This window comes from Xylanibacter rarus (assembly GCF_001275135.1).
Taxonomy (GTDB): domain Bacteria; phylum Bacteroidota; class Bacteroidia; order Bacteroidales; family Bacteroidaceae; genus Prevotella; species Prevotella rara.
On sequence record NZ_LFQU01000007.1, the window covers coordinates 58,286 to 77,387 of the forward strand.

At 35.9% G+C, this 19,102-nt stretch carries 13 protein-coding genes; 5 read left to right on the forward strand and 8 right to left on the reverse strand.

Annotation, left to right across the window (positions count from 1 at the left end):
- Positions 1–205 precede the first annotated feature (205 nt).
- From secA to ACU52_RS05375, 4 genes are all read right to left on the reverse strand, one after another.
- On the reverse strand, positions 206–3,583 hold the full coding sequence (gene secA / locus ACU52_RS05360) for a preprotein translocase subunit SecA (protein ID WP_053398032.1): 3,378 nt from the start codon (positions 3,581–3,583) through the stop codon (positions 206–208).
- A 93-nt stretch (positions 3,584–3,676) separates the two neighbouring features.
- On the reverse strand, positions 3,677–5,110 hold the full coding sequence (locus ACU52_RS05365) for an alkaline phosphatase family protein (protein ID WP_021854927.1): 1,434 nt from the start codon (positions 5,108–5,110) through the stop codon (positions 3,677–3,679).
- Positions 5,100–5,444, reverse strand: a complete 345-nt coding sequence (locus ACU52_RS15970; protein ID WP_053398033.1) for a hypothetical protein — start codon at positions 5,442–5,444, stop codon at positions 5,100–5,102. The genes ACU52_RS05365 and ACU52_RS15970 overlap by 11 nt, the downstream gene beginning before the upstream one ends.
- On the reverse strand, positions 5,428–6,330 hold the full coding sequence (locus ACU52_RS05375) for an Lnb N-terminal periplasmic domain-containing protein (protein WP_239684873.1): 903 nt from the start codon (positions 6,328–6,330) through the stop codon (positions 5,428–5,430). The genes ACU52_RS15970 and ACU52_RS05375 overlap by 17 nt, the downstream gene beginning before the upstream one ends.
- A gap of 61 nt (positions 6,331–6,391) precedes the next feature.
- Here ACU52_RS05375 and ACU52_RS05380 point away from each other — a divergent pair, with 61 nt between their 5' ends.
- The 4 genes from ACU52_RS05380 to ACU52_RS05395 all read left to right on the forward strand — a co-directional run bounded on the left by ACU52_RS05380 (position 6,392) and on the right by ACU52_RS05395 (position 11,444).
- The gene (locus ACU52_RS05380; RefSeq protein WP_053398035.1) at positions 6,392–7,129 is read left to right on the forward strand and encodes a type III pantothenate kinase; all 738 of its coding nucleotides are present in this window, start codon (positions 6,392–6,394) and stop codon (positions 7,127–7,129) included.
- The gene (locus ACU52_RS05385) at positions 7,116–8,417 is read left to right on the forward strand and encodes a BamG family beta-barrel-assembly machinery protein (protein WP_021854924.1); all 1,302 of its coding nucleotides are present in this window, start codon (positions 7,116–7,118) and stop codon (positions 8,415–8,417) included. The genes ACU52_RS05380 and ACU52_RS05385 overlap by 14 nt, the downstream gene beginning before the upstream one ends.
- Positions 8,417–9,082, forward strand: coding sequence for an LPS export ABC transporter periplasmic protein LptC (gene lptC / locus ACU52_RS05390; protein WP_053398036.1), 666 nt, complete (start codon positions 8,417–8,419; stop codon positions 9,080–9,082). The genes ACU52_RS05385 and lptC overlap by 1 nt, the downstream gene beginning before the upstream one ends.
- Positions 9,083–9,302: 220 nt before the next feature.
- A complete protein-coding gene (locus ACU52_RS05395; RefSeq protein WP_053398037.1) occupies positions 9,303–11,444 on the forward strand; it encodes a peptidylprolyl isomerase in 2,142 nt (713 codons plus the stop codon).
- A gap of 807 nt (positions 11,445–12,251) precedes the next feature.
- Here ACU52_RS05395 and ACU52_RS05400 read toward each other — a convergent pair.
- A complete protein-coding gene (locus ACU52_RS05400; protein WP_053398038.1) occupies positions 12,252–12,797 on the reverse strand; it encodes a beta-class carbonic anhydrase in 546 nt (181 codons plus the stop codon).
- A 251-nt stretch (positions 12,798–13,048) separates the two neighbouring features.
- On the opposite strand from ACU52_RS05400, the gene ACU52_RS05405 reads away from it, so the two are divergent.
- Positions 13,049–15,043, forward strand: coding sequence for a helix-hairpin-helix domain-containing protein (locus ACU52_RS05405; protein ID WP_053398039.1), 1,995 nt, complete (start codon positions 13,049–13,051; stop codon positions 15,041–15,043).
- Between the two features lie 283 nt (positions 15,044–15,326).
- Here the strand turns inward: ACU52_RS05405 and nudC are convergent, their stop codons facing one another.
- From nudC to ACU52_RS05420, 3 genes are read right to left on the reverse strand one after another with little or no spacing between them, the layout of a single operon-like run.
- Positions 15,327–16,103 (reverse strand): NAD(+) diphosphatase, encoded by a 777-nt coding sequence (nudC, locus tag ACU52_RS05410; RefSeq protein ID WP_053398040.1) that lies wholly within the window; start codon positions 16,101–16,103, stop codon positions 15,327–15,329.
- A gap of 32 nt (positions 16,104–16,135) precedes the next feature.
- Positions 16,136–17,872 carry a bifunctional metallophosphatase/5'-nucleotidase gene (locus ACU52_RS05415; protein WP_053398066.1) on the reverse strand — a complete coding sequence of 579 codons (1,737 nt, stop codon included), beginning with the start codon at positions 17,870–17,872 and terminating at the stop codon, positions 16,136–16,138.
- A 4-nt stretch (positions 17,873–17,876) separates the two neighbouring features.
- The gene (locus ACU52_RS05420; RefSeq protein ID WP_053398041.1) at positions 17,877–19,100 is read right to left on the reverse strand and encodes a zinc ribbon domain-containing protein; all 1,224 of its coding nucleotides are present in this window, start codon (positions 19,098–19,100) and stop codon (positions 17,877–17,879) included.
- Between the last annotated feature and the right edge of the window lie 2 nt (positions 19,101–19,102).

Here is a 19,102-nt window from a genome sequence, read left to right on the forward strand (position 1 = left end):
GTTAATCCGTATGTCATATTGACAGCATTATTTATTGGGACTGTTTTTATGCAGATTTGCTTTTTGTATGAATAACGATTTGAATTGGCTAAGAAGATAGATTTATAGGATATTTTATAAAAATAATTCACCCAAGATTACGTTGTTGAACGTCTTCTTGGGTGAATTGCTTTTATTTGGTTATAATAATCAACCTTATAGATATTTATACAAGTCCTTTGCCGTGGCAGTTCTTGAATTTTTTACCGCTTCCGCATGGACATGGATCATTTCGTCCCGGCAGCTTATCTTTATGAATAGGCATCTGTCTTCTAGGCTCTGCACTTTCTCTTGTATCTTGTTGTGCTGCTGCCTGTTGTGCCGGATCTGTCATGTCGTCTTTTTGTTCAGTATAGCGTTGACTTCTTTGCTCCGGAGCTGCTTCGTGTACCTCTTCTTGTTGCATTTCTGGTATTTGTCCTCTCATAAGAATTCCGACGATTCGGTTATTCATTTGGTCTACCATATCATCGAACAGTTTAACACTCTCTAATTTGAAGATAACCAGCGGATCTTTTTGTTCATATGAAGCATTTTGTACGCTATGCTTCAATTCGTCCAATGCGCGTAAGTTCTCTTTCCAGCAATCATCAATAATATGTAACAGGATAGTTTTCTCGAATTGTTTTACGACACTCTTGCATTCAGTATCGTATGCTTCCTTTAAGTTACATGGAATATTGAAAATTCGTTTACCGTCAGTAATAGGAACCATTATACGTTCATATCTGTCACCTTGGTTTTCGTAAACATCCTTAATGACAGGCCATCCTACGCTTTGAATGCGCTCAGTTTTACGTTTGAAGTCTGCCATTGCCATTTGGAATGCTCTTTCTGCCAAATTGTCATGGCTATCGTTGGTAAATTCCTCCACAGTAAACGGACATTCCATTGATAGTATTTTGAGGAACTCATCTTTGCAGCCTTCATAATCGTTCTTTTCAATGATGTTTACAACGCGATCCCAGATGATGTTCGTAATATCCATTCCGATTCTTTCACCCATGAGTGCATGGCGACGCTTCTCATATACGACAGTTCTTTGTTTGTTCATGACATCGTCGTATTCAAGCAGACGTTTACGAATACCGAAGTTGTTCTCTTCAACTTTCTTTTGTGCTCTTTCGATATTTTTGGTAATCATCGGACTTTCAATACGCTCTCCATCTTTAAAGCCGAGGCGGTCCATAACTCGTGCGATTCTTTCACTTGCAAATAATCGCATAAGCTTATCCTCAAGGCTTACGTAGAATACTGAGCTACCCGGGTCTCCCTGACGACCTGCACGTCCACGAAGCTGTCGGTCAACGCGTCGGCTTTCGTGACGTTCTGTACCAATGATAGCCAAACCTCCAGCAGCCTTTACTTCTGGAGACAACTTAATATCGGTACCACGTCCAGCCATATTCGTTGCGATAGTAACGGCTCCAAGTAATCTTTCTTCAACATGTTGATTTCCGTCAGAATCTGTAACAGTGACCTTTCCTAATGTACTACGTCCTGCTTCTGCTACGATATTAGCTTCTCGTTGATGAAGCTTTGCGTTCAACACATTGTGAGGAATGTGGCGCATCTGCAACATCTTGCTTAACAGTTCTGATATTTCTACAGATGTTGTACCAACCAAGCATGGGCGACCAGAATTTCGCATTGCTTCAATTTCCTCTATGACGGCGTTATATTTTTCTCTGGCTGTTTTATAAACTCGGTCGTCCATGTCGTTTCTTATGACTGGCTTGTTTGTTGGAATCTCAACAACATCGAGTTTATAAATATCCCAAAGTTCTCCTGCTTCTGTACTTGCCGTACCCGTCATACCAGAGAGTTTATGATACATACGGAAGTAGTTCTGAAGAGTTATTGTTGCAAATGTTTGTGTCGCTTCTTTTACTTTTACGTGCTCCTTTGCCTCTATAGCTTGGTGTAGACCATCGCTCCATTGTCTTCCTTCCATGATACGACCAGTTTGCTCATCGACGATTTTAACTTCACCGTCCATGACAACATATTCGTCATCTTTATTGAACATGGTGTAGGCCTTCAGAAGTTGCTGTAATGTATGTACGCGCTCACTTTGAACTGCGTAATGATTCAGAAGTTGGTCTTTCTTATCAAGTTTCTGTTGATCATCAAGTTCTTTTTCATTTTCCAATGCAGAAAGCTGTGCTGTAATATCCGGCAACACGAACAACTCTTTGTCATTTACCTGTTTTGCCAGCCATTCTGTTCCTTTGTCTGTCAAATCAACAGAATTTAATTTTTCCTCAACAACAAAATATAAAGGTTCAACGGCTTCAGGCATGCGACGGTTGTTATTTTCCATGTAATACTCTTCCGTTTTGAGCATACCAGCCTTTATACCTTCTTCTGAAAGGTATTTGATTAGCGGCTTGTTCTTCGGTAATGCTTTGTGAGAGCGGTATAGGCTCAAGAAACCTTCTTCTTGAAGTTTTTGGTCGTTCTTCTCACGGCCTTCGCTTATTTTTTGTTTAGCCTCAGCCAAGAATTGTGTGGCCAATTTCCTTTGAACATCAACAAGACGTTCAACCAATGGCTGATATTCTTCAAACATCTGGTCATCACCATTTGGTACAGGACCTGATATAATAAGAGGTGTACGTGCATCGTCAATTAACACAGAGTCAACCTCATCGACAATTGCATAGTTGTGAGCTCGTTGAACAAGATCTGAGGGCGATATTGCCATATTGTCACGAAGATAGTCGAAACCAAACTCGTTATTTGTACCAAATGTAATGTCTGCTTGGTATGCTTTTCTTCTTTCAGGTGTATTGGGTCTGTGTTTGTCAATACAGTCAACAGATAATCCGTTGAACTCATAGAGCGGTCCCATCCACTCAGAGTCACGTTTTGCAAGGTAATCATTTACCGTAACGACATGTACACCGTTTCCGGTAAGAGCGTTCAAGAATACAGGCAATGTTGCAACGAGTGTTTTTCCTTCACCTGTTGCCATTTCCGCAATCTTTCCCTGATGCAATACGACACCACCAAAAAGTTGGACGTCATAATGAACCATATCCCATTTCATATCGTTACCGCCGGCCATCCAGTGATTACTGTAGATAGCTTTGTCTCCTTCAATCCTAACGAAATCTTTTCTAATAGCAAGTTCTCTATCGAAGTCATTTGCAGTAACAACTACTTCCTCGTTTTCTGCAAATCTGCGGGCTGTATCTTTTATGATGCTAAAGGCTACGGGCATCACTTCATTGAGGGCTTTTTCATAAATTTCAAGCACCTCTTTTTCAAGCTTATCGATTTGAGCGAATATATCTTCACGCTCATCAATAGGTGTTTCTTCGATTTTTGCCTTCAGTTCAGCAATCTGTTTCTTTTGATCTTGAGCAGATTCTTGAACATACTTTTGAATTTCCTTTGTGCGGGCACGCAAAGAGTCATTATCAAGTGCTTTAATTTCAGGATATGCCGCCTTGACTTTTTCAACTAATGGCTGTATCAGTTTCATGTCTCTTGACGATTTATCACCGAACAATGACTTTAAAAAATTATTAAAACCCATATCTATAATATTTTATTTTCTTTTATGAATTGTGAGTATTTGTGTACAAAAGTACAAATTTATTGTAAAAAGTTATATTATTTTTAGCTTTATTTAATATAAAGGCAATGCCGAACATGCATTTGGGGCTCTAATCCTAATTATTTTTGCTATTGTAGGAGCTATTCTGTCTATTGTTACAGGTGTAATTAACTCCTCATGCTTTATTCCTGTCCCGTAAAAAATTACAGGAAAAGGTATTGCATTCCCTTTAGAAACATATTGCTGTTTTGTATCTTCATTTAGGAGTTTCCAGCCTGGTGAAACTTCAATTATTAAATCTCCACAATTGTCAGGGTTGTACCAGTTACGTAGTTTTGAATCATTCTTGTCGCCATATAGCATCAAGTCATTACTGGTAAACACATTCTTTATTCCAGAATTTTGTATCAAGAAAGATTGAGCACGGCTTAACAGATCACTTATATTTATACGCTTCAGCTCAATTTGCCTTAAATTTAAGAATATCTGATTGTAGAAACAGCTTTCAATATATTTGTCCTGTCCGTATATTGCGCCAAGATACATATTAAGTAAGTTGGCTGTTCTGTTTATATAGAAAGTACCACTAGGTATTCTGTATTTTTCGTAATTAATTTCTTTTTCATCGCAATATCCTGTACTTGTTACGACGAATAAAAGATTATTAATACCTATTTTGCTTTCGAGTTTTGATATTAACTTTTCAAGTTCTTTATCAAGTTGTATATATGTGTTTTGTAATTGTTGCTTGTTTATTTTTTTTACTGGAATCTTCACGCTGTATGTTAATGACAGCATATCTGTGATGTCATCAGTTCCCATTCCACAGGAATTCACGCATTCTAATGCAACATTTGTAATATTTGCATTTACATTGTCTTCAGTGAAATTATTCGCGTAAAGTAAATTATAAGATTCTAACCAGCTTGGAGCTTTTTTGAAATAATATTTAGATGAACACCAGCATTTGTTGTCTTTATTGAACCATAATGCTCCATCTGCAGCATGACCACCTCCGATAACTGCAGCATCACGCTCTAGAGCTATACTATATACAATGGCGTCACCTTCAGTTGCTATTTTAAGTTCGTCATTTATGGTCGTGGTGATGATATTTTTTGGAGATGCTCCTTCTTTTGTGAAGATACCTTCATAACTATTGTCATCAACACAATTTACGGGAATCAAAGTGTTTTTGTTTAACCATCTGAATCCTGTTATTCCATTGGATGATGGAGATGTGCCAGTGGAAATTGAAGCAATTGATGATGCACGGTCCACTGGAGAAAACATATATTGTGCATTGCTGTATACAGCACCATTTCTTAGGAGTTTCTTTATTCCTCCTTCGCTATAGTACGGAATAAAAGCTTCAATGTAATCTGTCCTTAATTGGTCTATGGCTATATTTACAACCAATTTAGGAACAGGTCTTACATTTTGTGAGCTTATGTTTCCTATTGATGCAACTGCTAAGAATGTTGCTGTAATGTATTTATTTATCATTGTTCTTTTTACGAATAATGTTATATATGCATCTTATCAGCAAAGATAATGCCAAAATGTACGTGCCCTCAGCGTAGTCCTGAAACAGCCCTCCGATAAAGAAGCATGCGATTGATCCTGAGAGATAGTACCAAAGACGATTTGTCCTATTACGTTTTACAATATTGTATATATAAAATAGCGACAGTGGATTAAATAAAAATATTTGCAGATTTGTACTTGTTGTAGGATGCTTTGAGAAAAACATCATTAATAGTATCAAACCTATACAACCATATATAAAAATTAAAAGTGCGTCAAAAAGCCAAAAATTCTTTTTAAAAGCATATTTCAATGATTGTAGTTATTATTATACATCCAAGGAATATCCATGCACAAGTGCTGGGTCGTAGTGGAAATCCTTTTTCATTATTTATGCTTGTCTGACACTTTACTACATCATGCTGGGATAGAATTAAAGGGCGAGTAATGCCATTTTTGTCTTTTATAGTGGCTTTCTCGAAGTCATACATTAAATTATATGGTAAGAATTGGTATTCATTTAGATTGGTCTTTCTGTCTGCTTTTGCGCCAAGTAAAATGTCATTGCCAAATCTTGCCCATGGGTCATTATCATTAAATGAATGTATTAAATCTCTGAATGACGGATATGACTCCTTTTTATTAGGATAACATACCTCCACGTCAATGTTGTCAAGCAAGATGTTGCGGGCGCGTGTGGTACAATTATCATAAAAGTAGTTATATCTGTATACTCTGTTCTCAGGTAAATAATTTTTTTCGATAGCTTTAATTATCTCCTTTTTTTCTTTAGCTGTGAGATTGAGAACTTGTTGTGTGACACTTCTGTTCTCATATCTGTATTCTTCACAAAAGGCATCAAATGGAATAATACCCATTTCATAATCAGTCAATCCGAAGATGAACCTTAGAATAAAAAAGGGGGCTTTGAATGAAAACATGCCATAATTGATGGCAATATCAATTCCCCTCTTTTTGTCGTTGTATCTGATGGCAGTATGCCCGTAAAGACTATAGACCTCTTGCCCTGGTGCACAGGTCAACAAACTTATCTCTATCGAATCTTCGTCTGTTGTTAGAGACTGCACGCTATTACTGGCACTTATTTCGTTTGTATTTAGCGAAATAAGGCATATTATGGTCAGAATTATAAATGTTTTGAAACGTTTCACGATGCAAAAATAATTCATATTTCTCATTTAACATACTATTATTCCAATTTTTTTAATAATTTTGCACGCTGTAATTTAAAACAGTCAAGTGAATCTGATTATAGATATAGGAAACACGTGTGTGAAATTCGCATGCTTCAATGATGGACATATCATTGAATGTGTTCGTGTTGATAAAAGCGATGCAATATATAGACTGACTGATTTTTGTAATAAATACCATTTTAATAAAGGTATATATTCTACAGTAGCGAGTCTTGATGACGATTTGGTGTCGGCATTTGAAAATTTGCCGTTTCCTGTAATCAAATTAATAAGCGGTGAAACTCCTGTTCCAATTGTTAATCGCTATGCTACTCCTTCAACGTTAGGTGCGGATCGTTTGGCCGCAGTTGTCGGTGCTAATTATTTGCGACCTGATTGCAATGTCCTCGTCATAGATGTCGGCACGTGTATAACATTTGATTTTGTTACGGCTGAAGGCGTTTATGAGGGCGGTAATATTTCCTTGGGACCTACAATGCGTTTTTATGCACTTCATGAACATACGGCAAAATTGCCGTTAATTGAGCGAAAAGGTTGCGTGAAGATGCTGGGTGACACTACGGAATATGCGATAAGAAGTGGTGTCGTTCAAGGTATTAAATATGAAATAGAAGGTTACGTAAGAGCCTTTTTAGAAAAATATCCGGATCTTTTTGTTTATTTAACTGGTGGCGTTCATTTGAATTTGCATTTTTCAGAAAAAATGCCCATCTTTGCAAATGATTTTATTGTCCCCATTGGACTTAACAGAATATTAGAATATAACAATGAAATTGTATAGAACGGCGTTAAGCGCAACATTATTGTCGCTTTGTGTAATTCCGACATTCGCTCAAAGTGGAACTAATTCTCCTTATAGCCAGTATGGATTAGGACAGTTAAGTGAGCAGACTAGCGGTTTTAATCGAGGAATGAACGGATTGGGTTTGGGATTTAGAGAGCATAATCAAGTTAATTATATAAATCCGGCGTCATATTCTTCAATGGACTCGCTGACATTTATTTTTGATGCAGGCATGTCTGGTCAGATAACAAATTTCAGTGAGAATGGAACTAAAGTCAATGCTAATAATGCTGATTTTGAGTATGCTGTTGCCGGATTTAGGGCATTTAAGCATGTTGGTGTGAGTTTTGGATTAATACCGTTCACTAATATAGGATATAATTATTCTGTTACTGATTATCTTGATGGTGACAGAAGTACCACTTATACAAATACTTATTCAGGCAGTGGCGGTATCCATCAAGTGTATTTTGGAGCTGGTTGGGAATTCCTAAAAGGATTGTCAATTGGTGCTAATGTCTCATATATTTGGGGTGACTTAAACCGCTCTGTTGTTAACAGCTATAGTGACAGTTGGGTGAATACTTTGTCAAAATATTATACGGCAACTGTAAATAGTTATAAGTTGGATTTTGGACTCCAATATTCAGTTAATTTGAATAAGAATAATTCATTGACGTTGGGTTTGACTTATGGACTTGGCCATAAGTTGAATTCAGATCCGGAATGTCTGATTATTTCAACAAACTCATCGACTTCTGTCGCAGATACTACATCGTTTAGAGTGGATAATGGTTTGGAAATTCCGATGTCATTCGGTGCCGGTTTTATGTGGAATTATAAGAATAAGTTGAAACTTGGTTCTGATTTCACTCTTCAAAAGTGGGGTGGAGTAAAGTATCCGGTATACAATGTCGTTAATGATGTTCCGTCTTATGAATTAGTTGACAATTATTATAAAGACAGATATAAAGTTACTGTAGGAGGAGAATTCTGTAATAATGAAATGAGTCGTGATTTTATTGATAGAGTCCGTTTTAGAGCAGGCGTCTCATATTCAACACCTTATTATAAAGTGAACGGTCAGGATGGACCTAAGGAAATAAGCGTAAGTGCAGGATTCGGTATTCCAATTATCAATAGCTATAATAACAGGTCTATTCTTAATGTTTCCGGACAATGGGTTCATTCATCAGCAGATGGTCTGTTGACAGAGAATACTTTTCGTATTAATATAGGAATAACGTTTAACGAACGTTGGTTCATGAAGTGGAAAGTTGATTAATGTTTTTATTTAAGCAGATATTGAAATCTTATATATTCATAGTGTTTGTGTTTCTTTTCCTTTCTTGTCAGGAGGGAAAAGAACACATTGCGCCAGCAATAAATCCTCGTGATTCTGTTGCCGTAATGATTTCCTATGGTGTTAATACATTGGTTTCAGATTCAGGCTTAATTAAATACCGTATTGTTGCTGAACGTTGGGAGGTAAATCAAGAGAAAAAACCATCTAGATGGATTTTTGATAAAGGTCTTTTCTTGGAGCAGTTTGATGAGAAGTTCCATGTTGAAGCCTATATTCAAAGCGATACCGCATATTATTATGACCAGTCAAAGATTTGGGAGCTGAGGGGGCGTGTTCGCGTAAGAACAGTTGATGGCATGCGCTTTTCAAGTGAGGAACTGTTTTGGGATCAGAACAGCCATGAGCTGTATAGTCATAAATTTTCTCATCTTATTACTCCAGACCGAGAGATGCAGGGCACTTATTTCTTGAGTGATGAGCATTTAAGACATTATACAATATCTAATACAAAGGGATCTTTCGTCAAAGGTAAATTTGGCGAAAATACAGATAATGATACTATCTTAACAGCGCCGGATACTGTTAAGGCAAAGAAACGATTGCCTACAACTCCTTCGGCCAAAACAGTGCATAAAGAAATTTAATGTTAAATAAAACTAATTTTAAGCGTTCCGTAAATTTGATACGATTGTAGGTTATACCGATTAAATGAGCTAATACCGCATGAATTACAGTATGAAAAGCCTTAACAATGAACTTTTTAAGAGAAAAATAATTGTTTTTATTTTCTTTTTTGTAATTTTGTGCGCTAAAATGTTCAAAATACTAATTTGAGGGAATAATAAAAAATAAATATTTATAATAATGGCAGCATTAGGAAAAATCAGAAGCAAAGGCGTTATCCTCATCAGTATATTAGGATTCGCCCTTTTTGCATTTATTGCTGAAGAGTTGTTCCGCTCTTGTGAGTCATCACGAAACGAGAGCCGTCAACAAGTAGGCGAAGTTTTAGGTGACAAAGTCAATGTGCAAGATTTTCAGAAGCTAGTTGACGAGTACACTAACGTTATTAAAATGACTCAAGGTCGCGACAATCTTACTGATGACGATCTTAATCAAGTAAAGGATGTGGTTTGGAATACTTTTGTTCAAACTGAAATCATCAGCAAGGAAGCATCTAAGTTGGGATTGCAGGTTACAGACAAGGAACTGCAGAACATACTTAACGCTGGAACAAACCCGATGCTTCTTCAGACTCCTTTCGTAAACCAGCAAACAGGACGTTTTGATGCTAATTTGTTGAAGAAGTTCTTGGCTGAATACAAGCAGGCTCAAACAACAAATCCGCAGATGGCAGAGCAGTATCAGGGTATATATAATTTTTGGACATTTATAGAGAAATCTTTGCGTCAGCAGGTATTGGCTCAGAAATATCAGTCATTGTTGGCCGGATGTTTGATTTCTAATCCTGTATCTGCTAAAATGGCGTATACAGATGAAAATCAAGAAAGCAATATCCAGTTGGCATCATTCGCCTATTCTTCTATAAATGACAACAAGGTAAAGATTTCTGATGCAGACTTGAAGGCTAAGTATGAAGAACTCAAGCCTCGTTTCAAACAATATGAAGAAACACGTTCAATCAAATATGTTGATTATCAGGTTTTGCCTTCTGCATCAGACCGTGCAGCTTTGAATAAGACTGTTGCCGGATATGTGCAGTCATTGAAGGAAACAGCTGATCCGGTTGAAATAGTAAGAAATAGCGGTTCTTTGGTTACATATTTAGGTATTCCTCAGACAAAAGCTGCATTCCCGACAGATATAGCAGCACGTCTTGATTCTATGGCTGTAGGTTCAACTTCTGCACCTGTAGAAAATAAGTTGGATAATACCATAAATGTAGTAAAACTTATATCAAAAGTTCAATTGCCTGATTCTGTTCAGTTCCGTGCAATTCAGGTTGGTGGCGCAACACCTGCTGATGCTGCAAAAACTGCAGACAGTATATTTACAGCACTCAAGAGTGGAGCTGAGTTTGAAGCTATTGCAAAGAAATATGGTCAGACAGGCGAGAAGAATTGGATAACATCTAATCAGTATCAGAATGCAACTTCAATGGACGCTGATACAAAGTCTTATATTGAGTCTTTGAATACATTGCCCGTTAATGAAATAAAGAACTTAAAACTTACACAAGGTAATTTGATTCTGCAGATTACAGACCGTAAGGCTATGACAGATAAGTATGTAGCTGCTGTGATTAAGAAACCGATTGAGTTCTCAAAGAATACATATTCAGCTGCATTTAATAAGTTTAGCCAGTTCGTCAGTGAGAGTCAGACTTTGGAGGCTATGCAGAAGAATGCTTCTAAGTATGGTTACAAAGTTCAGGAACGCATGGATATACGCAATTCAGAGCATTACGTAGCTGGTATACATGGAACTCGTGAAGCTCTTAAGTGGATATTCGAGACAGACGAGAACAAGGTATCACAGCTTTATGAGTGTGGTGATAATGACCATCTGCTTGTTTTGGTTATGACCAAGATTAACAAGAAGGGATACCGTTCACTTGATGATGAAAATGTAAAGAATTATGTAAAGCAGGAAGTATTGCGTGATAAGAAGGCTGAAATGCTTATGGCTAAAGTTAAAGGTGTGAACAGCATCTCTGCAGCTAAGGCAAAAGGTGCTCAGGTTTCTGCAGTTAATCAGGTAACATTTGCTGCACCTGTCTTTGTTCAGTCTACAGGTATGAGCGAGCCCGCACTTAGTGGTGCAGTAGCTGCAACAGCGAAGGGTAAGTTCAGTTCTGCTGCAGTTAAGGGTAACGGTGGAGTATATCTGTTCCAGGTTTTGGAAAAGAAAATGCGTCCTGTTAAGTTTAATGCAAAAGAATATGAGCAGCGTCAGCGTCAGAAGATGATGCAGTATGCGGGTAACTTCATGCAAGAACTTTACATAAATGCAAATGTTAAGGATAACCGTTACTTGTTCTTCTAATTGGCTTTGAATATAAAGACGGTTTATTAAATAATTTGGCAGTCCCGACTGAAGATAATTCAGTCGGGATTGTTCTTTTTTATAATTTGGCTATTTTGCAAGCTTCCAACCTGTTTTATTAAAAAAATGCATATCTAGTGCAATCTATACTTTTTATCCTTAAATGTGTTTGTTCTAATGAAATTTAAGGTTATAATGCAGCTTGTGTGTTGTATATATCAGGAAGTGAATATAAATCCTGTATTTATTGTTTTATTCTGAAGGTTATAATTTTGTCTTATTTTTGATAGTATTTTACGGCTGGTCAATGGATAAATTATGTCAAGTATTATTTTTACTGTTTTTTAGAGATGCTAAACGTTAAAGTCTAGTTACCTCATAATTGTTGTTCTTAATAGGTCATAAATGGTGCCTTGACATTTTTGATGTATGGTTATTTTATTCTATTGTGTCAGATAAATTTATTTTATAATGATGTATGTTTATTGATTTAATTTTTATTAATCAATGTTTATTGGTTGAAAGTTATGAAGTAATTGATTTTGATGAACTAATTCAGTTATTTTTACCATAAAAATCATTGAGTTTTAGGGTAAAAACAACTGAATTATATGACCGTTGTATAACGTATTGATATTCAGTTAGTTGCTTGTTTGTATGCTTTTATGCTGCAATATGACATATATTGAAACGTAAAAGATGTCCTTTTGTGCTTTGAAAGGATGTATCTTATGCTCTGCTAATAATTCTTTTGATTGATCCGAGTAAATAATAGTTGCTCTTAATTATTTTGTCTGAGGTTTCTGTTTAGCATATAACCTCAGAAAGTTTGCCTGTATATGAATCTATAATAAATCCGCGTACAATAATGTCTTTGGGCATAAGAGGATGTTTGGCAACAATTTCTACAGACTTTCTGACAGCTTCTTCTGAATTGTTAAATCCATTAAGCCATGATCTGAAGTCAATTCCGCAATATTTCATCATGTCTATGTGTTCTTGTGAAACACCTCTTTCCAGCATTAGTCTGATCATTTCGTCTGGATCTAGATGCTGTGCTCCGCAGTCAGTGTGTCCTATAATCATAATTTCTTTGACTCCCAGTTCATATACTCCTACGAGTAAGCTGCGTATGGTGCTGTCGAATGGTGACTGAATGATGCCTCCTGCATTTTTTATCATCTTTACATCCCCGTTCTTTATTCCTAAGGATGCCATAAGTAATTGTGTAAGTCTTGTATCCATACACGATACAATTGCAACTTTCTTATCTGGATATTTGGTGGTTACATATGGTTCATAAGCCTTTTCTGTAACGAACTGTTTGTTATAAGCTAGAAATTCGTCTATCATATTTATTTGTTTATTTTGAATATAATCTTTTGGTTATTTCTTGTTTTAATTTATGAGCAAATTATGCAGAATCTTTTGCAAAAATTAGTAAAAATAATAATATACGTGGAAACAGTTTAGATAAATTATTCATATTAAATTAGTATGATTCGTTTCGTTTTCGTAAAAAATGTGTAACTTTGTAAATATCATATATTGCTTTTACAGAACACATAGATTTAACTTTCAGACTAATTACTTTAAATCTTCTGATGAAAAAACTAATTATATTTATATTTTTGTTTTGCATATCATTGCATATCGACGCAGAGCAGACACATGAATGGGAACAGTTTTTGTACCAGTTAAGTGAACTTGAGGATATAGAGTCTTCATCGTGGGAGTCTTCATTTGAACTTTTGTGTGATCTGGAAGAAAATCCAATAAATATTAATACAGCATCTAGAGAGGATCTGGAGCAGTTTCCTTTTTTGACTGCAAAGGATGTAGAGAATATCAGTGAGTATATTTATCGTTATGGACCAATGAAATCTTTGGGTGAACTCGTAATGATAAAAGATTTGTCATATTATAAGCGTAGGCTTCTTTTTTATTTTACTTATGCTGGAGATACGCATAAAAAGGGCTTTCCGTCTTTTAAAAACATCGTAAAATATGGTAAACATGAGGTTGTCGGAACCATAAAAATACCTTTTTATGACAGAAAAGGTGATATAAATGGATATCAGGGCTATAAATATAAACATAGTGTAAGGTATGACTTCGATTATGGAGATTATCTACGATTAGGCTTCCTTGGATCTCAAGATGCCGGAGAGCCGTTTTTTGCAGGCCGAAATAGTATGGGATATGATTTTTATTCATTTTATCTTGTCTTGAAGAAAATGGGGCGTATAAAAACTTTGGCGTTAGGCAGGTACAGGCTGCGTTTCGGAATGGGGCTTGTTATGAATAATAACTTTAGTTTTGGCAAGTTGTCAACGCTATCATCCATGGGAAGAGGTGGAAGCAATATAAGGGCTCACTCTTCAACTTCTGACGGAAACTATCTTCAAGGGGCTGCAGGTACATTTACTTTAGCCAAAGGGTTAGATTTAAGTTTATTTGTTTCTTATCGCAAGTTTGATGCTACTTTGAATAAAGGTGACGGTACAATTTCTACAATACTAAATTCTGGTTACCATCGAACCAAGACGGAATTGGATAAGAAAAATAATTCTTCACATTTGCTTTTGGGCGGTAATGTAGATTATCGTTTTGGAGGATTTTATGTAGGGGCAACTGCTGCATACACATCTTTAGATAAAGAGCTTGTGCCTAAAACTACTTCGGTTTATCGCAGATATTATGCTCATGGTAAAGAATTTTATAATGTAGGTGTAAATTATGGTTATACTGGTAGCCGCCTGTCATTCAGTGGAGAGACTGCAACTGGTGGCTGTAAAGCTGTTGCTACGATTAATTCTTTAAGCTATAGCATAACAGATCGTTTGACCATGTTGGCTCTTCAGCGTTTTTATTCATACAAATATTATTCGTTGTTTGCTGAAAGTTTTAATGAGGGTGGGGCTGTGCAGAATGAAAGTGGTATATATTTGGGAATGACATGGCGGCCGTCACAGGCGTTAAACATAATTGCATATATCGATTATGCTTATTTTGCATGGCCTAAGTATCAGGCTTCAAAAAGTTCATGTTCTTTAGATAATACGTTGCAACTGACATATGTTATGCCTAGATGGATATTTTCAGCACGTTATCGGCTTAAAATACGTGAGAAAGACAATAAAGATAAAACGGATTTAATCAATAAAATTGATCATAGAGCACGTTTTTCTGCTGCGTATAGTTTTGGAGCCTGGAAAGCTAAGACGCAGGCTGATCTTGCTTTTTCTTCATACAAAGAAAATAGTTTTGGATGGATGATAACGCAGAATGCCAATTACATATTAAAAAAACGGTTAAACATAAATGTTTCTTTTTCTTATTTTAATACAGACAGTTATGACAGCCGTGTGTATTCTTATGAAAAGGGTATGCTCTATTCATACTATTTCCCGTCATTTTATGGGCATGGTATTCGAGGTTCCTTTTTTGCCAGTTATGATATTTTGAAACAGGTCACATTGTTTGCTAAAGTAGGAGCGACAAAATATTTTGACAGAGAAATCATTGGCAGCAGTTATCAGCAGATTAATCGTTCTTCTGCCACTGACCTAGAATTACAATTAAGAATAAAATTATGAACTAAATGCAGAGCAGATAAGGCAATTTTCGTGTGTTATTAGGTATCAAAATACCTTGTTGATAAAACATGAGAACAATGACAGGGCATTTAAATTCTGATTGTATCAGGTACTTATATTTCATTCTATAAGTAGATGGATGCTCTCTGATCCTGATAGTAGATAGGGTGGTACATCTTTGTTACTCTATATTTTGCCCTATACATATAATCTAAATTTGCTGATTTGGCACGACTGATATTTTTATATATCAGGATATAAATTGAAAATTATTTTGTCTGCGTTAAATTTTATCATGATTTTCAATCCAATTATCAATAAGTTTTCTTGCAATAGACAATTTTTCCGGTATTGGTGGAAGATTGTCCATGGTGAACCAGCCACCTGCACCCAGTTCTGAACGTTGTAATTTTATTTCACCACTTTCGTATTCTGCATAAAAGCCAATCATTAGGCCACAAGGGTATGGCCATGGCTGAGATCCGAAATATTTAAGGTTTTTGATTTTTAAACTCGTTTCTTCCGTTACTTCTCTTACGACAGCTTGCTCAAGTGTTTCGCCTGTTTCAACGAATCCGGCAACTAGACCATAATAATTACCTTTAAAGTTGTTTGCATGAACAAGTAATACCTGATCATTTTTGTGTATTAATACTATTATCGCTGTTGCAAGTTGTGGCCATATTTCTTTTCCGCATTTCTCACATTTCTTAGAAATATCAGTATTGAGTTTCATGTGTCCGCCACATACGCCACAGAATTTTGTATTTGAATCCCAATAAAGTATTTCTTCACATTTGCCTGCTTTGAGATATAGTGGTTGGGGCAGTTTATGATATGATGCCCTTAAATTACACATTTCAAACTTATCGTTGATAATAGGGCCGTCTATTCGATAAGTTTTTACTTCGTAAGATTCCAGTGGAGTTATATCATGGATGGTTGTATCTTTTCCAATTTCAGTAGGAGGATACTCCTGAAAAGGAATCGTATAACTACCGTCTGAATTCTTTTCAAGTAATAAATCTGTGTTATTAAAAACAAACCAATACTTCTTCATAGTTTATAAATTATAATATGGCAATTAATTGATTATCTATTGCCAAAAAGCAGGTCTTTATCGCGTCTTATTGCCGGTATTGCTAGTGATGATGGTACGAATTTCCAGTTGTCGTTTGGTTTAGGATTAACAATTTTAGCATCTTCTATTTCTTTCATGATGTAGTACCTTTGATCATGTTCGCTTTCATATATAATTCTGCCTTTGATGGAATTTTTTGGTATCCCGGCACCACGTGTTAAAAGTTCACCTCCGCCATTGCCTCTATAGCTGTTCATTGCTACGTTATACCATTTGTCCATTATAAAAGATTCGCCATTTGACATCTGCAATATATGTATCTTATTTCCATAAGGTTTTGTTACATCTACTTCATAGTCAATTCCTGCTGCACTGTCAAAATTGAAGGCAAGATTTTTAAATGTATATTTTTTTATTCCGTTGACGCTATCAATATTCAGCAGCATTATATGGTCATCTTTCGATACCATTGTATTTGTCCATAGGCCATAACTCATTTCAAGGTAATTCTTTATTTCCTTGCCAGTCATTTTTATCGTATATATCTGGTTCTCATATTTATAGAGGTTAAATAAATCTCCGACAAATACGTCACCAGCTTTTATACAGGCATCAAATGACAATGGAGCATTGAATGATACATCGGCATTTGTTACTTTAAGCTGAACGTTTTGGATAAAATCACAAAATGCGCTGCTTCCGAAATATGAGTCACGTGTGTATATTGAATTTTTGAAAGTGCCTATTTTCTTATTGACATAGTTGTTTATGCTGTCTATTTCGTCCTTGAAATACTCCATGAATGCAGTATCAACAGGCAGATTTCTTACATCTTTCAGACTTCCTTTTATCTGTTTATTTATTATTTGCCCGTTGTTTATTGTTACGTCTATTTCAGCATCGCATATGAAGTATGCATTAGATGAAGGATCCATGCAAAGAACATCATGTCCGTCTTTATTTTTGATTGTTTCAATGTGTTTCTTATGATCATGCCCATATAAAATCAAATCGAAACCAGGTACTTCTTTGGCAATTCTTAAGGAGGCGTCTTCTTCATATTCATCTGTAATTATTCCTCCTTCGGCTCCAGAATGGAAAAGGCCTATTATTATATCAGGGTTTTCCTGCTTCTTCAAATAGGTAGTCCAATATAAAGCACATTCTTTCATCTCTTGAAAAGACATGCCTTCCCAAAGTTTTTCGTTAAGCCAGTTGGGAATTGCAGGAGTTATCATGCCAATAATAGCAATCTTTATGCCGTCACGATTTATTATATGGTAAGGCTTAAGATATGGCTTTTCCGTATCTTTTGATATTATATTTGCAGCAAGCATTGGACACTTTACCTCTTTTATCCATTTGTCATATACATTATGACCGGTTTCAATGTCATGATTTCCGATAGTTTGGACATCATAGCCCATATAATTTATGACCGATGCAGCTACATTGGGAAGTTCAGGCTTTACATAATTACAGTAATAGCATGTAGGTTGACCTTGTAAAATGTCACCATTGTCCATCAATATAAGATTAGCACCATAAGTTTTTCTGAGGTCCTTTATGTATGTTGAAACACGTGCTAAAGAACCTTTTGCTGGTTTACGCTCAATGAAGTCATAGGGAAAGAAACATCCATGAACATCACTAGTCTGTATAATTCGGAGTTTTATAGTCTTTTCCTGGCCCATCAATAGTGTATTAAGGCATATAGTAAAGAAACTTATGGCGACTAATCTTAACATATTATTATTCATTTATCCTTGTCATAGACATTTCTGTCATTTTACCGTCAGGATTAATTCTTGCATTAATTTTATACTTATAGTTTGCGCTTGGCTCATCAACTTTCTCAACTTTCTGATTTGCCATGAAATTTACAATATATTCATATTGTTCGTCACCAATCTCTTTCTTTTGTATGTTGTAGTCACCGGAGATACTCCAAACCATATTCTGAACATCTTGTTTATACAATCTGTTCATGAAATAAATAATATCCTGTTTTGTAGCATTTTGCTTACCTAAAAAGTTGATGTTATCATTTATGTTTGAAACGAGATTAACTTCATCGCGCTCGTTAATGCTTACGAAAAAGTTATGGAAGAGATTACTTATTGCTTGTCTTTCTTCCATGCTTACAGTATTTGCTTTAATCTTTTTCAAAGCAATTTGTGCCTCTTCATAATGGTTGCCATCAGAATGGTCTGCCATGTACATCTGATATGCCTCAGAGGTATTTAATTTTAGGCATTGTGCCCAATCAATAGAATCAATTTTGTCCATTGCTTCTTGTTTGTGTGGACTATCAGGATGTTTGCTTAAGTAATCCATCAGCGCTGATTTACTGCCGCTTACAATGGCATTTGTCCAATCCTGATCTAATTGCTCAAGTCTTTGCAAATGTGCTTTAATTGAATCAATATGCTCTTGTGGAGCATCTTTAAAGTTATTTAAATATTCTTGTAAAATTGTTGGATCCTCACTGCTTAAGGCAAAATTATATTCTTCCATTTCCTTTTCACTTTGCGCCCTGTTGTAGAAATAGAAGCATACACCTAATGCCAACACTGCTATTATTAACGAAACAATCAGTGTTGTCCTGTTATTTTTTCTTGCTTTAGGAGTGTTGTCGTTGGGAGTCGTATATTGTTCTTGAGGCGTTGTATTCAAACTATTGCTTGACTCGTCTTTTGTAGGAACGATTATACCATTGTCTGACGTCAGATAGCTATTCCTTTCTACATTTGTTGAGTTTTGCTCAACAAGGCTTTGATTGTCATTCTCAATAGGATTATTGCCATTGGAAGGTGATTTGTGACAATGTGGGCAGACAATCTCACTTATTAAATAAATTTCTCCACAATAAGGACATTTTATTATTTTTCCTGCGATTTCTACTCCACAATTGGGGCATACAGGAGCCTTGTCACTAGTTTGATGACCACATTCAGGACATTTAATAATTGCCATTT